General features: G+C 61.3%; 25 protein-coding genes. 18 read left to right on the forward strand and 7 right to left on the reverse strand.

Annotated elements, in window-relative coordinates:
• Nucleotides 1–22: 22 nt before the first annotated feature.
• Nucleotides 23–1,066: a threonine aldolase family protein gene (locus HCI85_RS17990; protein WP_167146708.1), complete on the reverse strand. Its 1,044-nt coding sequence runs from the start codon at nucleotides 1,064–1,066 to the stop codon at nucleotides 23–25.
• A 291-nt stretch (nucleotides 1,067–1,357) separates the two neighbouring features.
• Here HCI85_RS17990 and glyA point away from each other — a divergent pair, with 291 nt between their 5' ends.
• From glyA to torT, 8 genes are all read left to right on the forward strand, one after another.
• A complete protein-coding gene (gene glyA, locus HCI85_RS17995) occupies nucleotides 1,358–2,611 on the forward strand; it encodes a serine hydroxymethyltransferase (protein WP_090254980.1) in 1,254 nt (417 codons plus the stop codon).
• A gap of 111 nt (nucleotides 2,612–2,722) precedes the next feature.
• Nucleotides 2,723–3,973 carry a sarcosine oxidase subunit beta gene (locus tag HCI85_RS18000; protein WP_167146711.1) on the forward strand — a complete coding sequence of 417 codons (1,251 nt, stop codon included), beginning with the start codon at nucleotides 2,723–2,725 and terminating at the stop codon, nucleotides 3,971–3,973.
• Between the two features lie 12 nt (nucleotides 3,974–3,985).
• On the forward strand, nucleotides 3,986–4,312 hold the full coding sequence (locus HCI85_RS18005; RefSeq protein ID WP_167146714.1) for a sarcosine oxidase subunit delta: 327 nt from the start codon (nucleotides 3,986–3,988) through the stop codon (nucleotides 4,310–4,312).
• Entirely contained in the window at nucleotides 4,309–7,329 is a 3,021-nt protein-coding gene (locus HCI85_RS18010; protein ID WP_167146717.1) for a sarcosine oxidase subunit alpha, read from the forward strand. The genes HCI85_RS18005 and HCI85_RS18010 overlap by 4 nt, the downstream gene beginning before the upstream one ends.
• The gene (locus HCI85_RS18015; RefSeq protein WP_167146720.1) at nucleotides 7,322–7,954 is read left to right on the forward strand and encodes a sarcosine oxidase subunit gamma; all 633 of its coding nucleotides are present in this window, start codon (nucleotides 7,322–7,324) and stop codon (nucleotides 7,952–7,954) included. The genes HCI85_RS18010 and HCI85_RS18015 overlap by 8 nt, the downstream gene beginning before the upstream one ends.
• Before the next feature lie 151 nt (nucleotides 7,955–8,105).
• Nucleotides 8,106–8,969 carry a formyltetrahydrofolate deformylase gene (gene purU / locus HCI85_RS18020; protein ID WP_167146723.1) on the forward strand — a complete coding sequence of 288 codons (864 nt, stop codon included), beginning with the start codon at nucleotides 8,106–8,108 and terminating at the stop codon, nucleotides 8,967–8,969.
• Between the two features lie 144 nt (nucleotides 8,970–9,113).
• Entirely contained in the window at nucleotides 9,114–10,313 is a 1,200-nt protein-coding gene (gene fdhA, locus HCI85_RS18025) for a formaldehyde dehydrogenase, glutathione-independent (protein ID WP_167146726.1), read from the forward strand.
• A gap of 134 nt (nucleotides 10,314–10,447) precedes the next feature.
• Nucleotides 10,448–11,479 carry a TMAO reductase system periplasmic protein TorT gene (gene torT, locus HCI85_RS18030; protein WP_167146729.1) on the forward strand — a complete coding sequence of 344 codons (1,032 nt, stop codon included), beginning with the start codon at nucleotides 10,448–10,450 and terminating at the stop codon, nucleotides 11,477–11,479.
• A 7-nt stretch (nucleotides 11,480–11,486) separates the two neighbouring features.
• Here the strand turns inward: torT and HCI85_RS18035 are convergent, their stop codons facing one another.
• On the reverse strand, nucleotides 11,487–12,392 hold the full coding sequence (locus tag HCI85_RS18035) for an acyltransferase (RefSeq protein WP_167146732.1): 906 nt from the start codon (nucleotides 12,390–12,392) through the stop codon (nucleotides 11,487–11,489).
• Between the two features lie 181 nt (nucleotides 12,393–12,573).
• Here HCI85_RS18035 and HCI85_RS18040 point away from each other — a divergent pair, with 181 nt between their 5' ends.
• From HCI85_RS18040 to HCI85_RS18065, 6 genes are all read left to right on the forward strand, one after another.
• A complete protein-coding gene (locus HCI85_RS18040) occupies nucleotides 12,574–13,800 on the forward strand; it encodes an HD-GYP domain-containing protein (RefSeq protein ID WP_167146735.1) in 1,227 nt (408 codons plus the stop codon).
• A gap of 173 nt (nucleotides 13,801–13,973) precedes the next feature.
• Nucleotides 13,974–16,004, forward strand: a complete 2,031-nt coding sequence (locus tag HCI85_RS18045) for a methyl-accepting chemotaxis protein (RefSeq protein WP_167146738.1) — start codon at nucleotides 13,974–13,976, stop codon at nucleotides 16,002–16,004.
• Between the two features lie 115 nt (nucleotides 16,005–16,119).
• The gene (gene creB, locus HCI85_RS18050) at nucleotides 16,120–16,806 is read left to right on the forward strand and encodes a two-component system response regulator CreB (RefSeq protein WP_167146742.1); all 687 of its coding nucleotides are present in this window, start codon (nucleotides 16,120–16,122) and stop codon (nucleotides 16,804–16,806) included.
• Nucleotides 16,806–18,239: a two-component system sensor histidine kinase CreC gene (gene creC / locus HCI85_RS18055; RefSeq protein ID WP_167146746.1), complete on the forward strand. Its 1,434-nt coding sequence runs from the start codon at nucleotides 16,806–16,808 to the stop codon at nucleotides 18,237–18,239. Before creB ends, creC begins: the two co-directional genes overlap by 1 nt.
• Before the next feature lie 158 nt (nucleotides 18,240–18,397).
• Entirely contained in the window at nucleotides 18,398–18,832 is a 435-nt protein-coding gene (locus HCI85_RS18060; RefSeq protein WP_090255006.1) for a CBS domain-containing protein, read from the forward strand.
• A 25-nt stretch (nucleotides 18,833–18,857) separates the two neighbouring features.
• Nucleotides 18,858–19,304, forward strand: coding sequence for a GNAT family N-acetyltransferase (locus tag HCI85_RS18065; protein ID WP_167146750.1), 447 nt, complete (start codon nucleotides 18,858–18,860; stop codon nucleotides 19,302–19,304).
• Here HCI85_RS18065 and HCI85_RS18070 read toward each other — a convergent pair.
• The gene (locus tag HCI85_RS18070) at nucleotides 19,301–19,810 is read right to left on the reverse strand and encodes a DinB family protein (RefSeq protein ID WP_167146753.1); all 510 of its coding nucleotides are present in this window, start codon (nucleotides 19,808–19,810) and stop codon (nucleotides 19,301–19,303) included. The two genes, HCI85_RS18065 and HCI85_RS18070, sit on opposite strands and share 4 nt — an antisense overlap.
• A gap of 127 nt (nucleotides 19,811–19,937) precedes the next feature.
• On the opposite strand from HCI85_RS18070, the gene HCI85_RS18075 reads away from it, so the two are divergent.
• Nucleotides 19,938–20,090, forward strand: coding sequence for a DUF3096 domain-containing protein (locus tag HCI85_RS18075; RefSeq protein ID WP_167146758.1), 153 nt, complete (start codon nucleotides 19,938–19,940; stop codon nucleotides 20,088–20,090).
• A 38-nt stretch (nucleotides 20,091–20,128) separates the two neighbouring features.
• Here the strand turns inward: HCI85_RS18075 and HCI85_RS18080 are convergent, their stop codons facing one another.
• The 4 genes from HCI85_RS18080 to HCI85_RS18095 form a co-directional block, all read right to left on the reverse strand.
• A complete protein-coding gene (locus HCI85_RS18080) occupies nucleotides 20,129–20,470 on the reverse strand; it encodes a DUF2834 domain-containing protein (protein WP_167146761.1) in 342 nt (113 codons plus the stop codon).
• A gap of 43 nt (nucleotides 20,471–20,513) precedes the next feature.
• Nucleotides 20,514–21,350, reverse strand: coding sequence for an alpha/beta fold hydrolase (locus HCI85_RS18085; protein WP_167146764.1), 837 nt, complete (start codon nucleotides 21,348–21,350; stop codon nucleotides 20,514–20,516).
• Nucleotides 21,351–21,422: 72 nt separating this feature from the next.
• Complete coding sequence (locus HCI85_RS18090; RefSeq protein WP_167146767.1) at nucleotides 21,423–21,893, reverse strand: OsmC family protein; 471 nt, start codon at nucleotides 21,891–21,893, stop codon at nucleotides 21,423–21,425.
• A gap of 86 nt (nucleotides 21,894–21,979) precedes the next feature.
• Entirely contained in the window at nucleotides 21,980–22,420 is a 441-nt protein-coding gene (locus HCI85_RS18095) for a DUF2628 domain-containing protein (RefSeq protein ID WP_167146770.1), read from the reverse strand.
• A gap of 175 nt (nucleotides 22,421–22,595) precedes the next feature.
• Here HCI85_RS18095 and creD point away from each other — a divergent pair, with 175 nt between their 5' ends.
• The 3 genes from creD (at nucleotide 22,596) to HCI85_RS18110 (ending at nucleotide 25,245) form a co-directional block, all read left to right on the forward strand.
• Nucleotides 22,596–23,954, forward strand: a complete 1,359-nt coding sequence (gene creD, locus HCI85_RS18100; protein WP_167146773.1) for a cell envelope integrity protein CreD — start codon at nucleotides 22,596–22,598, stop codon at nucleotides 23,952–23,954.
• Nucleotides 23,955–24,009: 55 nt separating this feature from the next.
• Nucleotides 24,010–24,315 carry a hypothetical protein gene (locus tag HCI85_RS18105; RefSeq protein ID WP_241693808.1) on the forward strand — a complete coding sequence of 102 codons (306 nt, stop codon included), beginning with the start codon at nucleotides 24,010–24,012 and terminating at the stop codon, nucleotides 24,313–24,315.
• Nucleotides 24,316–24,459: 144 nt separating this feature from the next.
• Nucleotides 24,460–25,245, forward strand: a complete 786-nt coding sequence (locus HCI85_RS18110) for a hypothetical protein (RefSeq protein WP_167146777.1) — start codon at nucleotides 24,460–24,462, stop codon at nucleotides 25,243–25,245.
• Nucleotides 25,246–25,403 lie beyond the last annotated feature (158 nt).

Raw genomic sequence — 25,403 nt, forward strand, 5'->3', positions numbered from 1 at the left:
GCCCGCATCGTGAGCGTCTTGCTTAGCTGGCCGTCATCGCCTGGCGAATATCCCCTGCCAGCTGGCGCACTCGCGCTTCGTCGGTGTCCCAGGAGCACATAAAGCGTGCACCGCCAGCCCCGATAAAGGTGTAGAAGCGCCAGCCCTGGCCCCGCAGGATTTCCAGCGCCGGTTCCGACATCTGCAAAAACACGCCGTTGGCCTGCACCGGGAACATCAGGCTGACCCCCGGAATATCGCTGACCAACTCGGCGAGCAGCTGCGCGCAGCGGTTGGCGTGCTGGGCGTATTTCAGCCAGGCATCGTTCTGCAGGATGCCGACCCAGGGTGCGGACAGGTAGCGCATCTTCGAGGCCAGCTGACCGGCCTGCTTGCAGCGGTAGTCGAAGTCTTCGGCCAAATCTTTATTGAAGAACAGGATGGCCTCACCCACGGCCATGCCGTTTTTGGTGCCGCCAAAACACAGCACATCGACGCCGGCCTTCCAGGTCAGGTCGGCCGGGCTGCAGCCGAGAAAGGCGCAGGCATTGGAGAAGCGCGCGCCGTCCATGTGCAGATGCAGGCCCAGTTCGCGGCACACCGTGCTGATCGCCCGCACTTCGTCGGGGCTGTAAACGGTACCGACTTCCGTGGCCTGAGTCAGGGTCACCACGCGTGGCTTGGGGTAATGGATGTCCTGGCGTTTGAGGGCGATCTCGCGGATCGCCTCGGGCGTCAGTTTGCCGTTTTCGGTCTTGGCCAGCAGCAGCTTGGAGCCATTGGAGAAGAACTCCGGCGCGCCGCATTCGTCGGTTTCGACGTGGGCGGTCTCCGAGCAGATCACGCTGTGGTAGCTCTGGCATAACGACGCCAGGGCCAGGGAGTTGGCCGCCGTGCCGTTGAAGGCGAAAAACACTTCGCAGTCGGTTTCAAACAGGCGGCGGAAGTGGTCGGCGGCGCGTGCGGTCCATTCGTCGTCGCCATAGGCGCGCTGGTGGCCCTGATTGGCTTCGGCCATAGCTGCCCAGGCTTCCGGACAGATGCCGGAGTAGTTGTCGCTGGCGAATTGTTGCGAGAGATCGGGCATGGGAGCTTCCTTGTGGGCGCTAACGCTAAGCCGTTTGGGATGCTTCTACTGTATCCGCGGTCACGCCTGCGTGCAGATACGAGGGCGACATCCTCTGCCATACAGGCGAAGCCGCAGCGCGCTGTCGCCTATAAGGCCTGCGCAATTGCGACGCGTGCATGTCGCAAACGCAATCCCCCGTGGCGTGCCTAGGCATCTGACCGATCAGGGCCAGTCATACCATCGGCTCACAAGGGCTCAGCCCGCTTCCGACACAGATGCGCCACACCCCGGTGCCGCAGGAGATCAGTGATGTTCAGCAAGAACGACCAGATTCAAGGCTACGACGATGAATTGCTCAGCGCCATAAACGCCGAGGAGCGCCGTCAGGAGCACCATATCGAGCTGATCGCCTCGGAAAACTACACCAGCCAGCGGGTTATGGAAGCGCAGGGCAGCGGCCTGACCAACAAGTACGCCGAAGGCTATCCGGGCAAGCGTTACTACGGCGGTTGCGAGCATGTAGACGTGGTCGAGCAGCTGGCCATCGACCGTGCCAAGAAACTGTTCGGCGCCGATTACGCCAACGTGCAGCCGCATTCCGGTTCGTCCGCCAACAGCGCGGTGTACCTGGCGCTGATCAATGCCGGCGATACCATCCTCGGCATGAGCCTGGCCCACGGCGGCCACCTGACCCACGGCGCCAAGGTGTCGTCCTCGGGCAAGCTGTACAACGCCGTGCAGTACGGCATCGACACTGCCACTGGCTTGATCGATTACGACGAAGTTGAGCGCCTGGCGGTTGAGTGTCAGCCGAAGATGATCGTCGCCGGTTTCTCCGCCTACTCGAAGACTCTGGATTTCCCGCGTTTCCGCGCCATTGCCGACAAGGTCGGGGCGCTGCTGTTCGTGGACATGGCCCACGTCGCGGGCCTGGTCGCCGCAGGCCTGTACCCCAACCCGATTCCCTTTGCCGATGTGGTCACTACCACCACCCACAAGACTCTGCGCGGTCCGCGTGGTGGCTTGATCCTGGCCAAGGCCAATCCTGATATCGAGAAGAAACTTAACTCGGCGGTATTCCCCGGCGCCCAGGGCGGCCCACTGATGCATGTGATTGCGGCCAAGGCTGTGTGCTTCAAGGAAGCCATGGAGCCTGGCTTCAAGGAATACCAAGCGCAGGTGATCAAAAATGCCCAGGCCATGGCCAAGGTGTTTATCGAGCGCGGCTACGACGTGGTCTCCGGCGGCACCGACAACCACCTGTTCCTGGTCAGTCTGATCCGTCAGGGCCTGACCGGCAAAGACGCCGATGCGGCTCTGGGTCGTGCTGGCATCACGGTCAACAAGAACGCCGTGCCGAATGATCCGCAGTCGCCGTTCGTCACCTCGGGCCTGCGTATCGGTACCCCGGCCATCACCACGCGCGGCCTCAAAGAGGCGCAGAGCATCGAGCTGGCCGGTTGGATCTGCAACATCCTCGACCACCTCGGCGATGCCGACGTCGAGGCGCAGGTGGCGACTCTGGCCGCTGGCCTGTGTGCTGACTATCCCGTTTATCGCTGATTGATCCCTCTCCCTCCGGGAGAGGGTGCCCGAAGGGCGGGAGAGGGCAGCCACCCTCTCCCCTAGCCCCTCTCCCAGGGGGAGAGGGGAACAGAATTCAGGAGCACCTTTATGCAACGTTATTCCGGCTTCGGCCTGTTCAAGCACGCGTTCAGCCACCACGAAAACTGGCAGCGCATGTGGCGTAACCCAACGCCCAAGCCGGTGTACGACGTGATCATCGTCGGCGGTGGCGGTCACGGTTTGGCCACGGCCTATTACCTGGCCAAAGAGTTCGGCATCAAGAACGTCGCGGTGATCGAGAAGGGCTGGTTGGGCGGCGGCAACACCGCGCGCAACACCACCATCGTGCGTTCCAACTACCTGTGGGATGAGTCGGCGCACCTGTATGAGCATGCGATGAAGCTGTGGGAAGGCCTGTCCCAGGACCTCAACTACAACGTCATGTTCAGCCAGCGCGGTGTCTACAACCTGTGCCACACCCTGCAGGACATGCGCGACTCCGAACGTCGTGTCAGTGCCAACCGCCTCAACGGTGTGGATGGCGAACTGCTGGATGCCAAGCAGGTGGCCGCAGAGATTCCGTACCTCGATTGCAGCAAGAACACCCGCTACCCAGTGCTGGGTTCCACTGTGCAGCGTCGCGGTGGCGTGGCCCGTCACGACGCCGTGGCCTGGGGCTATGCCCGCGCTGCCGATGCCTTGGGCGTGGACCTGATCCAGCAGACCGAAGTCACCGGCTTTCGCAAGGAAAACGGCGTGTGCATCGGCGTGGAAACCAACAAGGGTTTTATCGGTGGCAAACGCGTGGGCGTGGTCACTGCGGGTAACTCCGGGCATATGGCTGGCCTCGCCGGCTTCCGCCTGCCGCTGGAATCCCATCCGCTGCAGGCGCTGGTGTCCGAGCCGATCAAACCGATTATCGACAGCGTGATCATGTCCAACGCCGTGCACGGCTATATCAGCCAGTCGGACAAAGGCGACCTGGTTATCGGTGCCGGTATCGACGGCTACAACGGCTACGGCCAGCGCGGCTCCTACGGCACCATCGAACACACCCTGCAGGCCATCGTCGAGATGTTCCCGGTGCTCTCGCGGGTACGTATGAACCGCCAGTGGGGCGGCATCGTCGACACCTCGCCGGACGCCTGCCCAATCATTTCCAAAACCCCGGTACCCAATCTGTTCTTCAACTGCGGTTGGGGCACCGGCGGCTTCAAGGCCACGCCGGGTTCGGGTCACGTGTTCGCGGCCAGCCTGGCCAAGGGCGAAATGCACCCGCTGGCCAAGCCGTTCTCCATGGACCGTTTCCACACCGGCGCATTGATCGACGAGCACGGCGCTGCTGCCGTGGCTCACTAAGAGGGCTTACCCATGTTGCATATCTTCTGCCCTCACTGCGGTGAACTGCGCTCCGAAGAGGAATTCCACGCCAAGGGCCAGGCGCACATTCCGCGCCCGCTGGACCCGGCCACTTGCACCGATGCCGAGTGGGGCGAATACCTGTTCTTCCGCGACAACCCGCGCGGTATCCATCACGAGCTGTGGGTGCACTCCGCCGGCTGCCGTAAGTACTTCAACGCCACCCGTCATACGGTGACCTACGAAATTCTCGAAACCTACAAGATCGGTGAGAAGCCCAGCGTCACCGCTGCCGGCACCGCCGAGAAAAAGGCCAGCGACCAAGGAGTAACGGCATGAGCCAGGTCAATCGTCTTGCCAGCGGCGGCCGCGTTGATCGCAGCCAGCCTTTGACATTCAGCTTCAACGGGCAGAGCTATCAAGGCTTTGCCGGCGACACCCTGGCAGCCGCCTTGCTAGCCAATGGCGTGGATATCGTCGGGCGCAGCTTCAAGTACTCGCGGCCGCGCGGCATCGTTGCGGCGGGCGCGGAAGAGCCGAACGCCGTGCTGCAGATCGGCAGCACTGAAGCGGCGCAGATCCCCAACGTGCGCGCCACCCAGCAGGCGCTGTATGCCGGCTTGGTTGCCAGCAGCACCAACGGCTGGCCGAGCGTAAACACCGACCTCATGGGCATTCTCGGCAAGGTCGGCGGCAAGATGATGCCGCCGGGGTTCTACTACAAAACCTTTATGTACCCGCAGAACCTCTGGCTGACCTACGAAAAATACATCCGTAAGGCCGCAGGTCTTGGCCGCGCGCCGACCGCCGTGGACCCGGACAGCTACGACTACATGAACCAGCACTGCGACGTGCTGGTAGTCGGTGCCGGCCCGGCGGGCCTGGCCGCAGCCTTGGCGGCCGCGCGCAGCGGTGCACGGGTAATTCTGGCTGACGAGCAAGAAGAGTTCGGCGGCAGCCTGCTCAGCACCCGCGAAACCCTCGACGGCAAACCGGCCGCCGACTGGGCCGCGCAGGTGATTGCTGAATTGTCTGGCATGCCTGAAGTGACCCTGCTGCCGCGTTCCACGGTCAACGGTTACCACGACCATAACTTCCTCACCATTCACCAGCGCCTGACCGATCACCTTGGTGAAATCGCGCCACTCGGTATGGTGCGCCAGCGCATGCACCGCGTGCGTGCCACGCGTGTGGTGCTGGCCACCGGTGCCCACGAGCGGCCGCTGGTGTACGCCAACAACGACGTGCCGGGCAATATGCTCGCCGATGCGGTGTCCACCTACGTGCGCCGCTACGGCGTGGCACCAGGCAAGCAGCTGGTGCTGTCGACCAACAACGATTACGCCTACCGCGTGGTGCTTGACTGGCTCGATGCCGGCCTGCAGGTGGTGGCGGTGGCCGATGCCCGTAGCAACCCACGCGGCAGCTGGGTGGAAGAGGCTCGCAGCCGTGGGGTGCGTATTCTCACCGGCAGCGCCGTGGTGGAAGCCGCTGGCAGCAAGCGGGTTACCGCTGCGCGCATCTGCGCCATCGATGTGCAGAGCCATAAGGTCAGCAGCCCGGGTGAGGTGCTCGACTGCGATTTGATCGTCAGCTCCGGCGGCTACAGCCCGGTGGTGCACCTGGCCTCGCACCTGGGCGGCCGGCCGACCTGGCGTGAAGATATTCTGGCCTTTGTGCCAGGCGAGGGTGGCTTCCAGAAGCGCCTGTGCGCGGGTGCGGTCAATGGCGTATTCGGCCTGGGTGATGCCCTGGCCGATGGTTTCGAGGCGGGTGTATCGGCGGCTGCCGAAGCCGGTTTCAAGGCGGTTTCCGCCAGCCTGCCGCAGGTTGCCGTGCGCATGGAAGAACCGTCCCTGGCGCTGTTCCAGGTGCCGCACGACAAGCCGACGGCACGTGCGCCCAAACAGTTTGTCGACCTGCAGAACGACGTCACCGCCGCCGGTATCGAGCTGGCCACCCGCGAAGGCTTCGAGTCGGTCGAGCACGTCAAACGCTACACCGCGCTGGGCTTCGGCACCGATCAGGGCAAGCTGGGCAATATCAACGGTCTGGCGATTGCCGCCCGTTCGCTGGGCATCAGCATCCCGCAGATGGGCACCACCATGTTCCGCCCGAACTACACCCCGGTGACCTTCGGCGCGGTGGCCGGTCGTCACTGTGGCGCGCTGTTCGAGCCCAAGCGTTACACCGCGATGCAAAGCTGGCACCTGCAAAACGGTGCCGAGTTCGAGGACGTGGGTCAGTGGAAACGTCCGTGGTACTTCCCCAAAGCCGGTGAAGACCTGCACGCCGCCGTGGCCCGCGAGTGCCTGGCCGTGCGTAACGCAGTCGGCATTTTGGACGCCTCGACCCTCGGCAAGATCGATATTCAAGGCCCGGATGCCCGCGAGTTTCTCAACCGCGTGTACACCAACGCCTGGACCAAGCTGGATGTGGGCAAGGCCCGTTACGGCCTGATGTGCAAGGAAGACGGCATGGTCTTCGACGACGGCGTGACCGCCTGCCTGGCCGACAACCATTTCCTGATGACCACCACCACCGGCGGCGCCGCAAGGGTGATGGAGTGGCTGGAAATCTATCACCAGACCGAGTGGCCGGAACTCAAGGTGTACTTCACCTCGGTTACCGACCACTGGGCGACCATGACCCTGTCCGGCCCCAACAGCCGCAAGCTGCTGGCCGAGGTCACCGACATCGACCTGGACAAGGATGCCTTCCCCTTTATGAGCTGGAAGGAAGGCCTGGTCGGCGGTGTGCCGGCGCGGGTGTTCCGCATCTCCTTTACCGGCGAGCTGAGCTACGAGGTCAACGTGCAAGCCGACTACGCCCTGGGCGTGTGGGAAAAGATCATCGAAGCCGGCAAGAAGCATGGCCTGACGCCTTACGGCACCGAGACCATGCACGTGCTGCGTGCTGAGAAGGGCTTTATCATCGTCGGCCAGGACACCGACGGTTCGGTCACCCCAGACGACCTCAACATGGGCTGGTGCGTAGGCCGCACCAAGCCGTTCTCGTGGATCGGCTGGCGCGGCATGAACCGCGAAGACAGCCTGCGCGAAGACCGCAAGCAGCTGGTCGGGCTCAAACCCGTCGACCCCAACAAGGTACTGCCGGAAGGCGCGCAACTGGTGTTCGACCCGAAACAGACCATCCCGATGCAGATGGTCGGCCACGTCACCTCCAGCTACATGAGCGCGTCGCTGGGCTATTCCTTCGCCATGGGTGTGGTCAAGGGCGGCCTCAAACGCACCGGCGAGCGGGTGTTTGCACCGCTGGCCGATGGCAGCCTGATCGAAGCCGAAATCGTCAGCTCCGTGTTCTATGACCCGAAAGGGGATCGCCAGAATGTCTAATTTGATCAACGTTTATCAGCAACGCCCGGCTGCCGCTCATGCCGAATCGCCTCTGTTCCACGCCGGCCTTGAACAGCTGGCGGGTAAAGGCTCGGCCAGTGCCGGGGTGACGGTGCGCGAGAAGAAGCTGCTCGGGCACCTGACCCTGCGTGGCGACGCTAAGGACCCGGCGTTTGCCGGTGGTGTGCACAAGGCCCTGGGCCTGGAACTGCCGGTGGCACTGACCCTGGTGGCGGCCGGCGACACCTCGCTGCAATGGCTGGCCCCCGATGAATGGCTGCTGATTGTGCCGAGCGGCAGCGAGTTCGCGGTCGAGCAGAAGCTGCGCGAAGCGCTGGATGGCCAGCACATCTCGATCGTCAACGTCAGCGGCGGGCAGACCCTGCTGGAGTTGACTGGGCCGAAGGTGCGCGAAGTGCTGATGAAGTCCACCAGCTACGACGTGCATCCGAGCAACTTCCCGGTGGGCAAGGCGGTGGGTACACACTTCGCCAAGTCGCAACTGGTGATCCGCCACATCGCCGAAGACACCTGGGAACTGCTGATCCGCCGCAGCTTCTCCGATTACTTCTGGCTGTGGTTGCAGGACGCCAGCGCCGAGTACGGCTTGGCGATCAAGGCCTGAGGCTGACACGAACGGCTCCCTCTCCCCTCTGGGGAGAGGGTTGGGGAGAGGGGAAGGGCTGATCGCGTTGTACCGGCGGCCCTCTCCCCCGGCCCCTCTCCCATAAATGGGAGAGGGGTGCAAAGCAGCGGAGTTTGTTCTGGAGTTTGTTATGAGCCGCACCCCCGATACCTGGATTCTCACCGCCCACTGCCCGAGCGTGCTCGGCACGGTGGATGCGGTGACGCGCTTTCTGTTCGAGCAGCGCTGCTACGTCACCGAGCACCATTCCTTCGATGATCGCCTGTCGGCGCGCTTCTTTATCCGTGTGGAGTTCCGCCAGCCGGATGACTTCGACGAACAGGCCTTTCGCGCCGGTTTGAACGATCGCCTGAGCGCCTTCGGCATGCAGGTCGAACTGACCCCGCCAGGCTACCGGGCCAAGGTGGTGCTGATGGTCAGCAAGGCCGACCACTGCCTGAACGACCTGCTCTATCGCCAGCGTATCGGCCACCTGGCCATGGACGTGGTGGCGGTGGTGTCCAACCACCCGGACCTGGAGCCGCTGGCGCGCTGGCACGACATCCCCTACTACCACTTCCCGCTCGACCCGAAAGACAAGCCGGCGCAGGAGCGCAAGGTGCTACAGGTGATCGAGGACAGCGGAGCCGAATTGGTGGTGCTTGCCCGCTATATGCAGGTGCTCTCACCTGAGCTGTGCCGCCAGCTGGATGGCTGGGCGATCAATATCCACCACTCGCTGCTGCCCGGTTTCAAGGGTGCCAAGCCCTATCACCAGGCCTATGAGAAGGGCGTCAAGCTGGTCGGCGCCACTGCCCACTACATCAACAACGACCTCGACGAAGGGCCGATCATCGCCCAGGGCGTGGAGTCGGTGGACCATGCCCACTACCCCGAAGACCTGATCGCCAAGGGCCGCGATATCGAGTGCCAGACCCTGGCCAAGGCCATCGGTTATCACCTTGAACGCCGCGTCTTCCTCAATGACGGCCGCACGGTGGTGCTGCACGCCTAAACCGCAACTGCTGAATCCCCGCTACGGGTGGGTCACCGACTGCCAAACCCTCGGTCCCGCCCGGCAACAGACACAAGCTCCAGTACAAGGCCGCGCGACCGTTGGCCGCGCCTTTGTATTCACAACAAGAAAGGAGAAATACGTATGTCTGGTAATCGTGGCGTCGTCTATCTCGGCGCTGGCAAGGTCGAAGTGCAGAAAATCGACTATCCGAAAATGCAGGACCCGCGCGGTCGCAAGATCGAGCACGCAGTGATCCTGCGCGTGGTCTCCACCAATATCTGTGGCTCCGACCAGCACATGGTGCGCGGCCGCACCACGGCGCAAACCGGGCTGGTACTGGGCCACGAAATCACCGGTGAGGTGATCGAGAAGGGCCGCGATGTGGAGAACCTGAAAATTGGTGACCTGGTCTCGGTGCCGTTCAACGTAGCCTGCGGCCGCTGCCGTTCGTGCAAGGAACAGCACACCGGCGTCTGCCTGTCGGTTAACCCGGCGCGTGCCGGCGGTGCCTACGGCTATGTCGACATGGGTGACTGGACCGGCGGCCAGGCCGAATACGCCATGGTGCCGTACGCCGATTTCAACCTGCTGAAACTGCCGGACCGCGACAAGGCGATGGAGAAGATCCGCGACCTGACCTGCCTCTCCGACATCCTGCCCACTGGCTACCACGGTGCGGTAACGGCGGGTGTCGGCCCAGGCAGTACCGTGTATATCGCCGGTGCCGGTCCGGTCGGTCTGGCTGCGGCTGCCTCGGCACGCTTGCTTGGCGCGGCAGTGGTGATTGTCGGTGACGTAAACCCGGTGCGTCTGGCGCATGCCAAGGCGGTGGGTTTCGAGATTGCTGACCTGTCCAAAGACACCCCGCTGCACGAACAGATCGCTGCGTTACTGGGCGAACCGGAAGTCGATTGTGCGGTGGATGCGGTGGGCTTCGAGGCTCGTGGCCATGGTCACGCAGGCGTGCAGCACGAAGCGCCGGCCACGGTGCTCAACTCGCTGATGGGCGTGGTACGGGTCGCCGGCAAGATCGGCATTCCCGGCCTGTATGTCACCGAAGATCCGGGTGCGGTGGATGCAGCGGCGAAGATCGGCTCCCTGAGCATCCGCTTCGGCCTCGGCTGGGCCAAATCCCACAGCTTCCACACCGGCCAGACCCCGGTGATGAAGTACAACCGCCAGCTGATGCAGGCGATCATGTGGGACCGCATCAACATTGCCGAAGTGGTCGGCGTGCAGGTGATCAGCCTGGACGACGCGCCGCGCGGTTACGGCGAGTTCGATGCCGGCGTGCCGAAGAAATTCGTCATCGACCCGCACAAGCTGTTCAGCGCCGCTTGATCAATAGCTGTACCTCGGCGGGTACTCAAGTGCCCGCCTTCAGCGCAGTATTGCGCCCTCGTTAGACCCGTAAAATTGGCTACAGTAAGTGCACGGCACGGCTGCTCAGTGCGCACTTTCCAGGGCCGGAGTTCATGCGGGTAATCGTTTTAACCCTCTTTTTGTTGTGCACGACAGGCCTGGTCTCGGCTGCTGACTGGTTCCCTGTGCCCGTGCAGGCGGATGGCCAGGTGCAGCCCTACCAACCCTTGGCGCAAGCGGCCAAGCCCTGGCGCATCTGTGCGCTGTTGCCCCATGGCAAGGATCGCTATTGGTGGGGCGTGGCCTGGGGGTTGGATGAAGAGGCCACCCGACAGGGCGTTCGCCTTGGCATCTATGAAGCCGGCGGCTATGAAAATCCGCAGGTGCAGGCCCAGCAGCTGGAACAATGCCGGCAACAAAATGCCGATGCCTACATCATCGCCGCGATCAACGCCCAGGCACTCTGCGGGGCTATCGCCACGCTGGTTGAGCAGGGTAAACCGGTGATTGATCTGGTGAACGGCAGTGATTGCCCGGGGTTGAGTGCCAATTCGAGCGTGGACTTTGCCGACATGCTCAAGGCTGCGCTGGGTTACATCGAGCAGCATCGTCCTGCTGGGTCGTTCAGCCTTGGCTGGTTACCCGGGCCGCAGGGCGCGGGTTGGGTCGAGGATCTTGAGCGGTCGCTGCGCGAGGCCGAGCAGGCAGGTCGCATGCGCGTGGAGCATGGCGGCTATGCCCCGGTCGATCGCGCCAGCCAGGCGCAGCTGGTGCGCGGGCTGCTGAAAACGCATCCGCACCTCGATTACCTGCTGGGTAACGCCGAAGCTGCCGGGTTTGCCGCCCAGCTGGTGCAGACCTCCGGGCAAAACTACCGGGCGCAGGTACTGGCGACCTACACCACCGAACGGATTATCGAGCAGATTCGCGACGGCTTTATTGTTGCTGCGCCCACGGATTCACCGGTGATACAGGCGCGCATCGCTGTCGATCTGGCGGTCCGGGTGCTGGAAGATCAACCGCATGCCCAGCAGGTCAGCCCGATGATCCAGATGCTCGATCAGGCTAGCTTGCCGCAGTTCGACATCAGCCGCCTGATGCCACCGCCGGAACACTGGATGATTCGCCGCGACCTGCCGCAGTAGGCCAACCCTAGCTGTGCGTTGGCGTGCTCAGCTCAGCGCGAATCTGCGCTATTCGCGCATCCTTGTCTTCCCAGAGTGTGTTCACCCAGTTCTGCACAAACTGGCGGAAGGTCGGATCATTTTCGTAGTCGCCCTGCCACAGCGCCGGGTCCAGCTCGCGGGTCTGGATATCGACGATCACCTTGTCCACCTGCCCGCTGATCAGCGCCCAGAAACCGGGAATGCGCGCACCGGGGTAGACCAGGGTCACGTCCAGCACCTTATCAAGCTGCTCACCCAGCGCCGCCAGCACAAAAGCCACACCGCCGGCTTTGGGCTTGAGCAAGTACTGGAAGGGCGAACCCTGTTGCGCCTGCTTGGCCGGGGTAAAACGGGTGCCTTCGAGGTAGTTGACCACGGTCACCGGCAGGTCCTTGAACTTTTCGCAGGCCTGCTTGGTGATTTCCAGGTCCTTGCCCTGCATATGCGGGTGCTTGGCGAGAAACGCTTTGGAATAGCGCTTCATAAAGGGGTAGTCCAATGCCCAGAACGCCAGGCCGAGGAAGGGTACCCAGATCAGTTCCTGCTTGAGGAAGAACTTGAAGTACGGGGTCTTGCGGTTGAAGGCCTGCACCAGCGCTGGAATATCCACCCACGACTGATGGTTGCTGATAACCAGGTAGGAGGTGCTTGGGCGCAGGTCAGCGCTGCCGCGAATATCCCAGCGCACGGGCAGTAGGGCGGCAAAGATCAGCTTATTGATTTCCGCCCAGGTTTCCGCCACCCACATCACCCCGCGCGAGCTTGCAGTCTTAAGTGCTTTGCCCGGCAAGACGAACTTGCCGAGGGCGATCAGCAGCAGCGGGCCGATCAGAATCAGCGTGTTTAACAGCAGCAGAAAAATGACGCTCAGACCGGTCAACAAACGGCGCATGGCAGCTCCTTAGGGTGCGCTTGAGCGGCAATGATAAGCAGTCGTGTCAAGGCTTCCAAGCCACTGATCTGCGACCGATGTCCTATGGCCATTAGTTGTTCCAAGTCCGCATAATGCTGGCTATTGTTCATCTATTCTTGTCTGACAATAACCGGGTTATTTTTCTGTTCGAGTGCCATCCATGTTGAAGTGCATCGCTGTGACCGACGTGCGAGTCGGTATGTATATCCACGAGTTCTGTGGCGCATGGATGGACCACCCCTTCTGGAAATCCAAGTTCCTTCTCAATTCTGAAAAAGACCTGCAGCGGATCAAGGCCAGCAGCATCGGTGAGCTGTGGATTGATGTCAGCAAGGGGCTGGATGTCGAGGTCGGCACCGTCAGTGTCAGCCCCGAAGAGGTCGCCGCTGAAGCCGAGGCCGCCCTCCTGGCTGCGGTACAGAGCCCGCCGGTCAACCTGGCGGTGTCGATGGAGGATGAGGTACGGCGTGCGGCCAAGCTCTGCGAGCGTTCCAAAGCTGCTGTGGTTAGCATGTTTGGTGACGCGCGCATGGGCCAGGCCTTGCAGTTTGAACAGGCCGGGGAGTTGGTTGAGGAAATTTCCGATTCGATCATGCGTCATCCCAATGCGCTGATCAGCCTAGCGCGGCTGAAAAACGCCGACGAATACACCTACATGCATTCGGTAGCGGTCTGCGCGCTGATGATTGCTTTGGCTCGCAACCTGGGGCTCAACGAGGCCCAGGTGCGTGAGGCTGGGTTGGCCGGGCTGCTACATGACATCGGCAAGATGGCGATCCCCAATGAGGTGCTGAACAAACCCGGTAAGCTCACTGACAATGAATTCGCCACCGTGCGCGATCATCCTGAAGCCGGTTCGCGCATGCTGATTGCCAGCAAGCAGGTCAGCGCGCTGGTGCTGGATGTGTGCTTGCACCACCACGAAAAAGTCGATGGCAGCGGTTATCCGCACCGCCTGGCCGGTGAGCAGATCAGCTTGTATGCGCGCATGGGCGCCGTGTGCGATGTGTATGACGCCATCACGTCTGATCGCCCCTACAAGCGTGGCTGGGACCCAGCCGAATCCATCCGCAAGATGGCCGAATGGAAAGGCCATTTTGACCCTGTAGTGTTCCAGGCTTTTGTCAAAACCGTGGGTATTTACCCTGTGGGTTCGCTGGTGCGGCTGGAAAGCGGGCGCATTGGCGTGGTGTTGGAGCAGCAAGCCAAATCCTTGCTTGCACCGCGGGTGAAGGTGTTCTTTTCGGCCCGCTCGAAAACCCCAATCCCGCAGGAAACCCTCGATCTCAGCAAGCTGGTCGGTCGCGACAAGATTGTTGGCCGTGAGTCTGCTGAGGAGTGGGGCTTTCGTAATGTCGAGGAACTCTGGAGCGGCATTTCCAGGTAGTGCCTTGGGTGCCACGGCTCGCGTATCGAGCGGATAGCGGGTCGTGGCCCGGTCACTCAACTATGCTCATTACCTATGACTGTCCGCAGGCTCGCGGCTTGGGCGTACTTCTTGCTTGAAGTTTCGCTTTGGCGCGCCCCTGTAGTTGGCGTGCTCAACAGGTTGAGGTGTGTATGACTGGAGTACTCAAACCAGGTGTGCGGCTGCTGGAGCGTTTCAGCTTCGCCCGCAAGTTTCAGCTGGTGTTTGTCTTGTTCGCGATGCCACTGGTTTTTGCCTTGTGGGTGATCAGCAGTAATTACCAGGAGCGGCTCACCTCCATTGCCAATGAGGTAGAGGGCATCAATGCACTGCAGGGCATGGCTGGCGTGCAGCAGGCGTTGATTGAGCAGCGCACGTTGCTGTCGCGCTGGAAGGGCACTGAGAAAGCCGCCGAAGCGCTGCTGCGTGAGCATGCCAGCGGCCTTGAGCCCGCCTTGCAAGCCTTGGAGCAGCCGCTTCAGTCAGAGCTGCTGAGTGATCAGTCCCGTCAACATTTGCAAAGCCTTACAGCCGGCCAGGCCGAACTGAGTATCGATGTGCTGGGTAAACTGGCCCTGCCCGATGCGCTTGAGCGTTACCAAAAGAACCTGCTGAGCCTGCTGGCCTTGCGCGAGCAGGTGGCCACCGACAGTGGGTTGATCCTTGACCCGCAGCTCGACACGTACCTGATGATGGAGCAGCTGACCTACACCTTGCCGCGCCTGCTCGAGCAGCTTGGCAGCTTCACCAGTCAAGGTTATGGCGCGGTGGTGTCGCAGCACTTCACGTTACAGAGCCGCGTACTGATCCGCGACCTACGCCGTAGCCTGGATGAATCACGCAGTCAGCTGCTGAAGGCACAGGCCACGCTCACCCTTGAGGCGCCGCATGCCATGCGCCAGCTGCAGGGGCCTTATGATGAGGCACTGAAGGGCTATGAAGCCTTCCTCGCGGGCATCGATCGCGACATGTTTGAAGCCAGCCCGATGGCCTTGACCCCGGATCAATTTGTACAGCGCGCGGATGCGCTTCAGGGCCAACTGCTGAAGCTGCAAACGGCGTTGTATCAGCAGTTTGTTGCCAGTTTGGGTGATTATCGGAGCAAGGCGCTGAGCTCCATGGCTCAAGCCATTGGCGTGTTCAGCGTTCTGACATTGCTGGCGCTGTATGTATTGTTCTGCCTTAACGCGTCGATCCGGCGCAGCACTGCTGGGATCATTCAGGCCGCTGAAGGCTTGCGCGATGGTGATCTGCGTGTGCGCATGCAAGTGCATGGCGAGGATGACCTGGCGAATATCGCCCAGGCGCTGAATACCGCCGTTGGCCAGTTGCGCGATTCCATGCTGGGGGTCAATCAGCAGAGCCAGCAATTGGGCGGCACCGTGCAACTGCTCAACGGCGAGGCGCGTAATGCCCTGGTGTCAGTGGAGCAGCAGCAGGCACAGATGAGCCAGATTGCGGCGGCCGCCACTGAAATGGCTGCCACCGCGCAAAGCGTTGCGCAAAGCTGCGAGCAGGCGGCGGTAGAAGCCAACCAGACCCGCGAGATCGCTAACCAGAGCAACCAGCGCAGCACGCGCACCAGCCAGAGCATGCGCCAGCTAAGCAGCCGCCTCGGCGACAGTGCCACTACGTTGCAACAGCTGCGAGAGCAGACGGCGCAAATCACCCGGGTTGTGGATGTGATCAAGGGCATCGCTGAGCAGACCAACCTGCTCGCGCTCAATGCGGCCATCGAAGCGGCGCGCGCTGGCGATCAGGGCCGCGGCTTTGCCGTGGTGGCCGACGAGGTCCGTTCGCTGTCGCAGCGTACGCAGAACTCCACGGCGGAAATCGCCGACACGGTGGCCAACTTGCACCGCGTGGTCGGTCAGTCGGTCACCCAGATGGAAGACGCCGTGCGCCAGGCCGAAGGCGATGTCGGTAGTGTGCTGGCCATGGGCGAAGACCTGAATGCCATCGTCGAATCGGTGCAGCTGGTGACGGATCGCTTGGCACAAATCGCCACCGCTGCCGAGCAACAGGCGGCGACGGCCGACGAAGTCAGCGGCAATATCCAGCAGGTCGATCATGCCGCCAGCGCCTTGCTTGAAGGTGCGCAAGCTGTCAGCAACGCCGCCGAACAACTCCGTCAGGGGAGTCAGGCGTTGGCGCAGAACACTGCGCGCTTCAAGCTGGATTAAGGCCAGGTCGGTGTAGGGCGGACAACGCGCAGTTTGTCCGCCGGCTGCGTCCGATCTTGACGCTATCGTCTGCCTGCCGCAGGCTCCTCGCCGAGTTGCCACGAGCAGGACGCCCATGCCGCATATTCTGATTGTCGAAGACGAAGCCGCGATCGCCGACACCTTGATCTTCGCCCTGCAAAGCGAAGGCTTTACCACCACCTGGCTGAGCCTGGCCGAGCAGGCTCTGGCCGAACAGCAGCGCAGCCCGGCGGACTTGCTGATTCTCGATATCGGTCTGCCGGATATCAGTGGCTTCGAAGCCTGCAAGCGCCTGCGGCGGTTTTCCGAGGTGCCGGTGATTTTTCTCACCGCGCGCAGCGAGGAAATCGATCGTGTGGTCGGTCTGGAAATAGGTGCCGATGATTACGTGGTCAAACCCTTTAGCCCCCGGGAAGTCGCCGCGCGGGTCAAGGCCATCCTCAAACGTATAGCGCCGCGTGAAGCACCTGCCACTAGCCCGGCCAGCGCTCCGTTCCAGCTGGATATCGAGCGGGTGCAGATCCACTATCACGGCCAGTTGCTGAGCCTGACCCGCCACGAATTCCGTTTGCTGCAAAGCCTGCTGGCGCAACCCGAGCGGGTGTTCTCCCGCGAGCAGTTGCTCGATGGCCTGGGCGTGGCCGCCGATGTCGGCTACGAGCGCACCATCGACAGCCATATCAAAAGCCTGCGCGCCAAGCTGCGCCAGGTGGCCGCTGAGGCGGAGCCGATCCAGACTCATCGCGGCCTGGGTTACAGCTACTCGCCGAGGCACGCCTGATGCCGTTGGGGATACGCATCTTTTTGGTGTACTTCCTGTTTGTCGGGCTGGCAGGCTGGTTTGTGCTGAGCACGGTGATGGACGAAATCCGCCCCGGCGTGCGCCAGAGCACTGAAGAAACCCTGGTCGATACCGCCAACCTGCTGGCCGAGATTTTGCGTGATGAGGTCAAGGCCGGTCGACTGCAACAAAGCCGCCTGCCCGCCTTGTTGCAAGCCTATGGTCAGCGCCAGCCACAGGCGCAAATCTGGGGCGTGGAGAAAACTCAGGTCAACCACCGCATCTATGTCACCGACGCCAAGGGCATTGTGTTGCTCGACTCCACGGGCGCGGCGGTGGGCCAGGATTATTCGCGCTGGAACGATGTACTGCGCACCCTGCGCGGCGAGTACGGCGCGCGCTCGACCAAGGAAGACCCGAACGACCCCGACTCCTCGGTGATGTATGTGGCTGCGCCGATCATGGACGGTGCGCAGATCATTGGCGTGGTCTCGGTGGCCAAGCCTAATCGCACCTTGCAGCCTTATATCGAACGCTCCGAGCAGCGTCTGGCCTGGCTCGGCGGCGGCTTGATCGTGCTCGGCCTGCTGATCGGCGCGCTGTTGTCCTGGTGGCTCAGCGGCGCTTTGCGCAAGCTGACCCGCTACGCCCAGGCGGTCAGCGCCGGGCAACGTGCCGAACTGCCCAGCGTGCGCGGCGGTGAGCTGGCGCAACTGGCCGAAGCCATCGAGCGCATGCGTACCGAGCTGGAAGGCAAGGCCTATGTCGAACGCTACGTGCACACCCTGACCCACGAGCTGAAAAGCCCCCTGGCAGCGATTCGTGGCGCGGCGGAGTTGCTCGATGGTGAGATGCCTGCGCCACAGCGACAGCGCTTTGTCGCCAATATCGAGCAGGAAAGCGCACGCATGCAGCAGCTGATCGAGCGCCTGCTGCATCTGGCTCAGGTCGAACAGCGCCAGGGTCTGGAAGAGCAGGTGGCGGTGCCGCTGCAAGCGCTGGTCACGTCGCTTTTACAGGCGCAGATGGCGCGAATAGAAGCCGCTGCTGTGCAGGTCGAGAATAGGATTGAAGCCAGCCTTGCACTCCGTGGTGAACGTTTTCTACTGCGCCAGGCGCTGGTCAACCTGCTCGACAATGCCCTGGATTTCACTCCGCCGCAGGGTCAGCTGCGGTTTACGGCCGAGTGCGTCGGTGAGCAGATTGAACTGCGCCTGTTCAACCAGGGTGAGCCGATACCGGACTACGCCTTGGCGCGTTTGAGTGAACGCTTCTATTCCCTGCCGCGCCCCGGCAGTGGACGCAAGAGCACCGGTTTGGGGCTGAATTTTGTCGAGGAGGTGGTGCAGCTGCATGGCGGCGAACTGCACATCGGCAATGTCAGCGGCGGCGTAGAAGTGCGCCTGCGTTTGCCGGCGGCAACCAGTGATTAGTGGCACATCTTGGCCTGCTCCTTGCTGACGTCTGTGGCTAAGCAAGGTTGCGCAACCGTCAGGCAGATGCTCTGATCCCTGTTGTCGGGTTGGCTATCCTCATAGCAACAGCCCACGCGCGACCTTTACTGCCAACAAGACCAGAATGGAGTCACTGCATGAAAACCGTAGCCGAGATACTCAGGGCCAAGCCACATGCCGCGATCTACAGCGTTAGCCCGGACACCACAGTGCTCGACGCAGTCAAATTGCTGGCTGAAAAAGGCATCGGTGCGCTGGTCGTACTGGACAAGGGCCGCCTGGTCGGCATCGTCAGCGAGCGTGACTACGCACGTAAAATCGAGCTGCTACAACGCTCGGCATTTAGCACCCAGATCAGCGAAATTATGACCGCAGATGTCCTGACCGTCGGGCCGCGCGACACCTCTCAGCACTGCATGCAGCTGATGACCGACCGCCACCTGCGCCACCTGCCGGTAATCGCCGAAGGCGAATTGATCGGCTTGCTGTCGATCGGCGACCTGGTTAAACACACCATCGCCGAACAGGCGAGCCTGATCCAGCAGCTGGAACAGTACATTCGCGGCGAGTAAAGCCGCGCGTAGCAGGGATAGGTTGATGGACATCCGTAGAGTCGGGGCTGGTGAGCTGGATGCGTTGCTCGCTTTGTATGAGCATTTACATCCCGAGGATCAACCGCTGCCCGCGCGCGATCAGGTTGAAGCGGTGTGGCAGGCGATAATCGCCAACCCAGCGCTTCACTGTTTTGGCCTGTACCGCGAGGCGCAGCTGGTTGCCAGCTGCAGCATCAACCTGGTGGCCAACCTGACGCGCGGCTGTCGGCCCTTTGCCCTGATCGAAAACGTGGTGACCCACAGCGAGCATCGCGGGCGTGGCTATGGTCAGGCGTTGCTGGCGCACGCCCAGGCGTTTGCCTGGGGCCAGGGTTGCTACAAGGTGATGCTGATGACTAGCAGCAAGGACCCAGCAACCCTGCGCTTCTATGAGGCAGCCGGGTTTGATCGGCATGAAAAGCAGGCCTTTATCGCCAAACCGCCGGTTTAGCGCGCTTTGCGGCGCTGCGGCTGATCCTCATGCAGAAAGCGCGTGTAGATATCCCGCGGCGGCGCCAGTTGCAGCTGCGCCATGATTCGGCCGACTGCGCCACGGTGGTAGCCGCCGTGGGTGACGATATGCGCGAGCATCTCCTCGCGGCTCATGCAGCCGGTATCGCCATCAACAAACGTGAAAATCAGGCGCTCGGCCAACTGTTCGGCGCTCAGTCCCGCGACATAGTCCAAATACCAGTGATCTGTCTCCTGCACCGCCTGCTGCAATGCTACCAGCGTGGGCGTTTCCGCGGTGTTGGTAGCGCTATAGCTGTGCTTAATGCCTTGCAGGTTGGCGACAAAAATTCGCTCGACCACATAGATGTGATTGAGGATGCGCAGGGCGGCGTGCAGCTCGCTGTGTTGGGTGAGCGGGTCAAGTCGCTGCAGCTCAGCAAAGAGTTCCTGATTGGCCCAGGTCTTGTACTGCAGCAATGAGGTTAACAAGCTGGCGTTGCTCATAAAGGGCCCTCAATACGCGGGTTGTTTAACTGAGGTTTGGACGGGTTACGGCCCAGTGGGTGGATAGTGCTGTGCGCTTTGCTTGTGGCGCGCATACTGGCCTTTCAATAACCCTCAGGTGACGACGATGACCCTTGCCCTTACTCCACTGATTTCGCTGATCGCCGGCATTCTGATTCTGGTGATGCCGCGCCTGCTGAACTACATCGTGGCGATTTATCTGATCGTGATTGGTCTGGTTGGCATCTTCGGCACTGGCAATTTCAATCTGAACTTCTAAGCGTTTGGCAGCCCGGTTCTTCGGGCTGCTCCGTCCAGTCAAGCTGTAGTCGAGGCGCTATCCTGTGGCGCTTTGCTCGCTGTATCGAGCGCTTTGAGCACCAGATACAGCAACGGTCCGATTGAGACAAACAGCGCAGTCAGGGCAAAGAATGGCAGCAGGTAGGCCAGCGACTTGCCCCGTTGGCGGCCGTCGCGGTACATCCAGATGCAGGCCAGCGCCGCGAGGATATACAGGTCGATCACCACCTGGGCGGTGTCAGGGCTGGACATCAACTGAATGCCAAATTGCAGCAGCGACTGCTCTGCGTGCAGCATCACGTAGAAGGTGTAGGCGCTGAAGGCCAGCAGGGTGAGCAGCGGCAGTGCGAGCTTTTTCATGGTGCCATCCTTGGGTTGTTATCAGTCGAGGGTGTGTGCGCTATCAGCCTGACGCGTGGGTTGCTGAACTGTTCAGCTGCACCGTCGCCATCACGGCTTGAGCGTTCTCCAGCAGGCAGCCGTAGTGCGCTTGTTCGGCGCAGCGGATCACCGCATTGGCATTGCGCAGATGCTCCTGCAGGTAAATGGACATGGCAATGGGCGCCCAATTATCTGCGTCGCCATGCCACAGGTTGACCGCCGCCGTGACGTTATCCAGCTCTGCAGCCCAGGGCTCGACGTAAAGTTTTACGTCGCGCTGATAGCTGCTAGTGCCATGTTTGAAACACGCGCGCTGAATGTCTGCCAGCCAGGCCTGGGTGTCGGCTTGATGCAGTAATTCGGCTTCTTTGCCGCCAGCGCCGTTGAACAGCAACTTCAGCAGCAGGCGCGGGCTGACTTTCGCCAGCAGCGCCTGATACCAGGCAAAGGCCCGAAAAAGCCTTGGATAGTGCTGCGCCCACAGGAAGGTATAACGGCCTGCGCCCATGCCGACGCTATTGCTGGGGATTTCCAGCGGTGCGGCGGCCGATAGCAGATAGACCTCAGCCACTTGCTCACCCAGCAGTGCGGCTACACGCAGCGCCAGGCAGGCACCGATGGAAAAACCAAGCAGGCGAATCGGCTGGCCAGCGGCGCTATCACTGATCTGTTGCGCCAGTTGTTGCAGATAAGCCGCACTGCCGAGTTCGCCGGGCAGATTGCGCTCCACCACCAGCAGCTTGATGCCGTGCGCCAAGGCAGCCTGATGCAGCATCGCCGCCTCAACCGCTGCGCCAGGTACGCCATGGAAGTAGAACAGTGGCTGTCCATCGGGGCAGCCGTATGCAGTTGGATTCACGCCTTGTCCCCTAGTGTCAGCCGCTATGGTTAAACCGCATCTTCTTGTCGTAATCAATGTGGCCTTATGGCGTTACTCGCTAAACCGAGGTTCGCAGCGCACTTCGGACTTCACCGAGTTGGCGATAAAGCACTCCTCGTGGGCTTGGTGGTGCATCTGCTCAATCTGTTCGCGGCTGGGTAGGCGCTCACCAGAGAAGCTGACCGCAGGACGCAGAGTCGCCTGGGCGATAAACAGCTTGCCGGCAGCATTTTCCTGCATCAACCCACTGGCATTATTACGGTAGTCATCGACGCAGAAGCGGCGCTTGGCGGCGATGGAGAGGAACCAGAGCATATGGCAGCTGGCAAGCGATGCGACGAAGGCTTCCTCGGGGTCGACGGCGCTTGCATCCGACATCGGCTGCGGAACTACATGCGGTGAGGACGAACCGGCGACCTCCTGACCACCATCAAAACGCAGCAGATGCTTGCGGCTGTAGCGGTTACCAAGAAAGTCCTGCTCACCGCGTTGCCAGATCACCTCAGCGACATACTCCGCCACGTTTATTCTCCTGATGCAGTTAGGTAGCAGACCGTTGAAGGCGCAGGCGGTAGTAATGCAGGTTGTTTTCAGCAGGCGCTGGGCACTTACCACCAGCCGTTATCGTTCAGCAGCATCTTCTTGTAGTAATCGATATTGGCGCGCGTGGCGAATATCGCGCTGATACCGTAGCCCAGCGCGTTGGCGATTTTGCTGTAGCCGAGATAGTCCAGGCCGATGCCGAGGATGATCACTACCGCTGCGCAGACGACAAACAGTGCCAAACCCTTTTTCCACATGCCCTTGATGGCGTAGTAGATCGGCCCGAAGAAAAACGCCAGAAAGTTGAAGCTGAAAGCCTTGCGCCGCTCCTCAGCGGGCAGCTGCTTGAACCTGGGCATCTTGATGCCGCCGGCATGGTGGATCGCGCTAAAGCGCTGCTTCCATTTATCCGAGATGGGTAGGGTTGCAATCTGCTCGTCGGACACCAGGGATTCTGTGTCGGCGACGCTGGTTTGCGGGGTTGCGTAGGGGTTGTGCTGGGTCATAGCCGTTCATCCTTAAGTGGCGTTCAGCGGCACGCTACGCATTTCCCGGATGACTGTCTATTGGCCTGCTGGGTGTCTGCTCCGCATCTCCACACACTCTCCATCTGCCCTCCATAAAGCCACCATTTGCGCCACCCAGACTCTGCCTACCTAAACCGTATCGGAGAGTTGCACCATGAGCCGCATTCTGGGTTTCAAGCTGGGCGCCATTGCCCTACTGATTTTGTTATTGCTGATCCCGCTGTCGATGATTGGCGGGTTGGTGAGCGAGCGGCAGTATCAACGTGCCGAGGTGCTGCAGGACATCGCGCGCAGCTCCAGCTACCGCCAGCAGCTGACCGGACCGATTCTGGTAATGCCTTACACCAAGGTGTGGAACCAGTGGAAAACCCACGCCAAGACTGGCGAGCGTTACCTGGAAGAGCAGAAGAGCCGTGGCCGGTTGTACTTCTTGCCAGAGCGCTTTGTGCTCAATGGCCAGGTAAGCACCGAGGAGCGTGCGCGCGGCATCTATAAAGCGCTGCTGTACCGCAGCGATAACCAGATCAGTGGCGCCTTCAAGCTACCGGCACGCCTGGGGTTGGGTGATGAGCTGGGTTTGTACCAGTTTGACCGGCCGTTCCTCTCGGTCGGCATCAGCGATGTCCGGGGCATCAGCAATGACCTGCAGCTGCGCTTCAATGGCATGAGCCTGAGCTTCGCCCCTGGCAGCGCTGAAGAGCGCTTCGGTGCAGGTGTGCATGCGCCGCTGCCGCTGCTGGACACCCAGGGTGGGCAAGTGCTGGAGTACGCCTTCAACCTCAAACTGCAGGGTACCGAGCAACTGAGCATCACCCCGGTGGGGCGTGACAGCCGGGTGGAGCTGACCTCCGGTTGGCCGCACCCGAGCTTTGTTGGGGAATACCTGCCGAGCAGCCGTGAGGTGTCTGACGCCGGATTCAAAGCGCACTGGCAGACCAGTTTCTTCGCCACCAACCTGGAAGAAGCATTGGCTGATTGCGTGCAAGGCGACAGCTGCAATGCGCTGACTGCGCGCAACTTCGGTGTGAGCTTTGTCGACCCGGTGGACCAGTACCTGAAGACCGAGCGGGCGATCAAATATGCGCTGCTGTTTATCGGCCTAACTTTCGCCGTGTTCTTCCTATTTGAAGTGCTCAAACGCATGGCCGTGCACCCGGTGCAATACGCCTTGGTGGGCATGTCGCTGGCGCTGTTCTACCTGCTGCTGCTGTCGCTGTCCGAGCACCTGAGTTTTGCCTTGGCCTACGGCATTGCCGCGACCGCCTGTGTGCTGCTGATTGGTTTCTACGTCAGTTACGTGCTGCACAGCGCCCTGCGCGGAGTGGGCTTTGGTGCGTTGCTGACCCTGCTCTACGGCATGTTGTTCGGCCTGCTTGGGGCTGAGGACTACGCCTTGCTGATGGGCTCCGTGCTGGTGTTCGGTGTGCTCGCCGGGGTGATGGTGCTAACCCGCAAACTCGACTGGTACGGCGTCGGCCGCCTGCCATTGGCCAGCCCTGTCAGCGATCGCTAAACCCTTGCGGCGCAGGTTCCGCTTGCGCCGCTTTTTACCTGCGTGGGAGTTGAACATGATGCGTTTATTGATGCAGTTCTCTGCTTGTTTCGCCCTGGGGTTGGCGGTGGCCTTTATGGTGCTGCTGGGCCTGATGTTCTGCGGCCAGTTTGACCTGATCAAAGGCCTGCAGTTGACCGGACAACCCCTGGCGCAATTGAGCCTGGCGCTATTGCCAGAAGCCTTTTGGAAGAGCCTGACTGGCTTGGCCAACGCACCACAGAACCTTGAAGTGCAGTCCTTTCTCAGCCTGTGCACTGCGCTGGGCCAGGTGGGGCTGCTGCTGGCGTTTGGCTTCTTTCGTCTGTGGTATGTGCGATGAGCGGGCATATCGGTTTACGCGAAGAGTCGCGTGCCGGGCATGTGCTGGCGCGGCGGATTGCGCGGATGTTCCGTGATGCCCAGCATGGGCAGTGCGCTGCGTCGGGTTTAGACTGGCCGCTGGATTATCAGAAGGAGCTCAGGGATGAACCGCATAACTTTCGCCGCAGCACTGTGTGGCCTGTTGATGGTGTGCTCGGCGCGAGCCGATGACTGTCAACAACACTTACCTGCATTACTCGAGCAGGCATACCCAGGCTATGCACAGGGTCATCTGCTGGATGACGAGCGAGGTACTTATCGGATCAGTATCGAGCTGAGCATCTGCAAGGTCTGGCCGGCGCGCCCGCACCTGACCTTGTTAGCGGCATCGCTGGTGCGTGCCGAGGATGATGGACATGGCTACAGTGATCTTGAGGTACTGGTGCTGGACACTCTCAGCCAGGCCATTGTCGCGCGCCATGTTGAGCCGAACCTGCTGGACTGGGATGCGATATTTGTCGATGGATTGGAATTCGATACTGCTCCCTATCGTTTGCGCGAGGGCGATTTAGCTTTCGGTCTTCGCATCAAACGTCGAAATATGTCGCGCCCCAATCCCTTCTATGAAACCTCGCTGAGTCTCTATGAGCTGCAGTCGCAGCGTTTGCGCCCGGTGCTGAGCGAGCTGGTGATGGATAGCTCGGGGGGAGAGTGGGATACCCGTTGCGCAGGAGAGTTCAGTGATACCAAGGGCCTGCTGATCATCACCGAACGTCCGGGGAACAAGGGTTATCGCGACCTACTGCTTAAGCAGAGCCGAGTCGAAAGCCGCGTGGCTGAGGTGGCCGGGGAGTGTGAAACCGTAGAAGAAAGCACGCGCAGAGTGCAGTTTCGCATCGAGTACGACGAGCAGCGTTACCTTCTGCCAATCGAGTTTTCACCCGTCTGAAGGGCCGTGAAACAGCTTCGATATTGCGCAGCAGGGGGTATCCATGCTGCTTATAGCGTGCCAGCAACAGGCATGTTCCTGCCTTACTCTTAGACCAAAGTTATTCCCGCTTTTTTGAGGCTTTCCGGTGTAGTTCCAAGTGCTTGTTAAATCGACAA

This window comes from Pseudomonas sp. OTU750018 (assembly GCF_011636575.1).
Classification (GTDB): domain Bacteria; phylum Pseudomonadota; class Gammaproteobacteria; order Pseudomonadales; family Pseudomonadaceae; genus Aquipseudomonas; species Aquipseudomonas peli.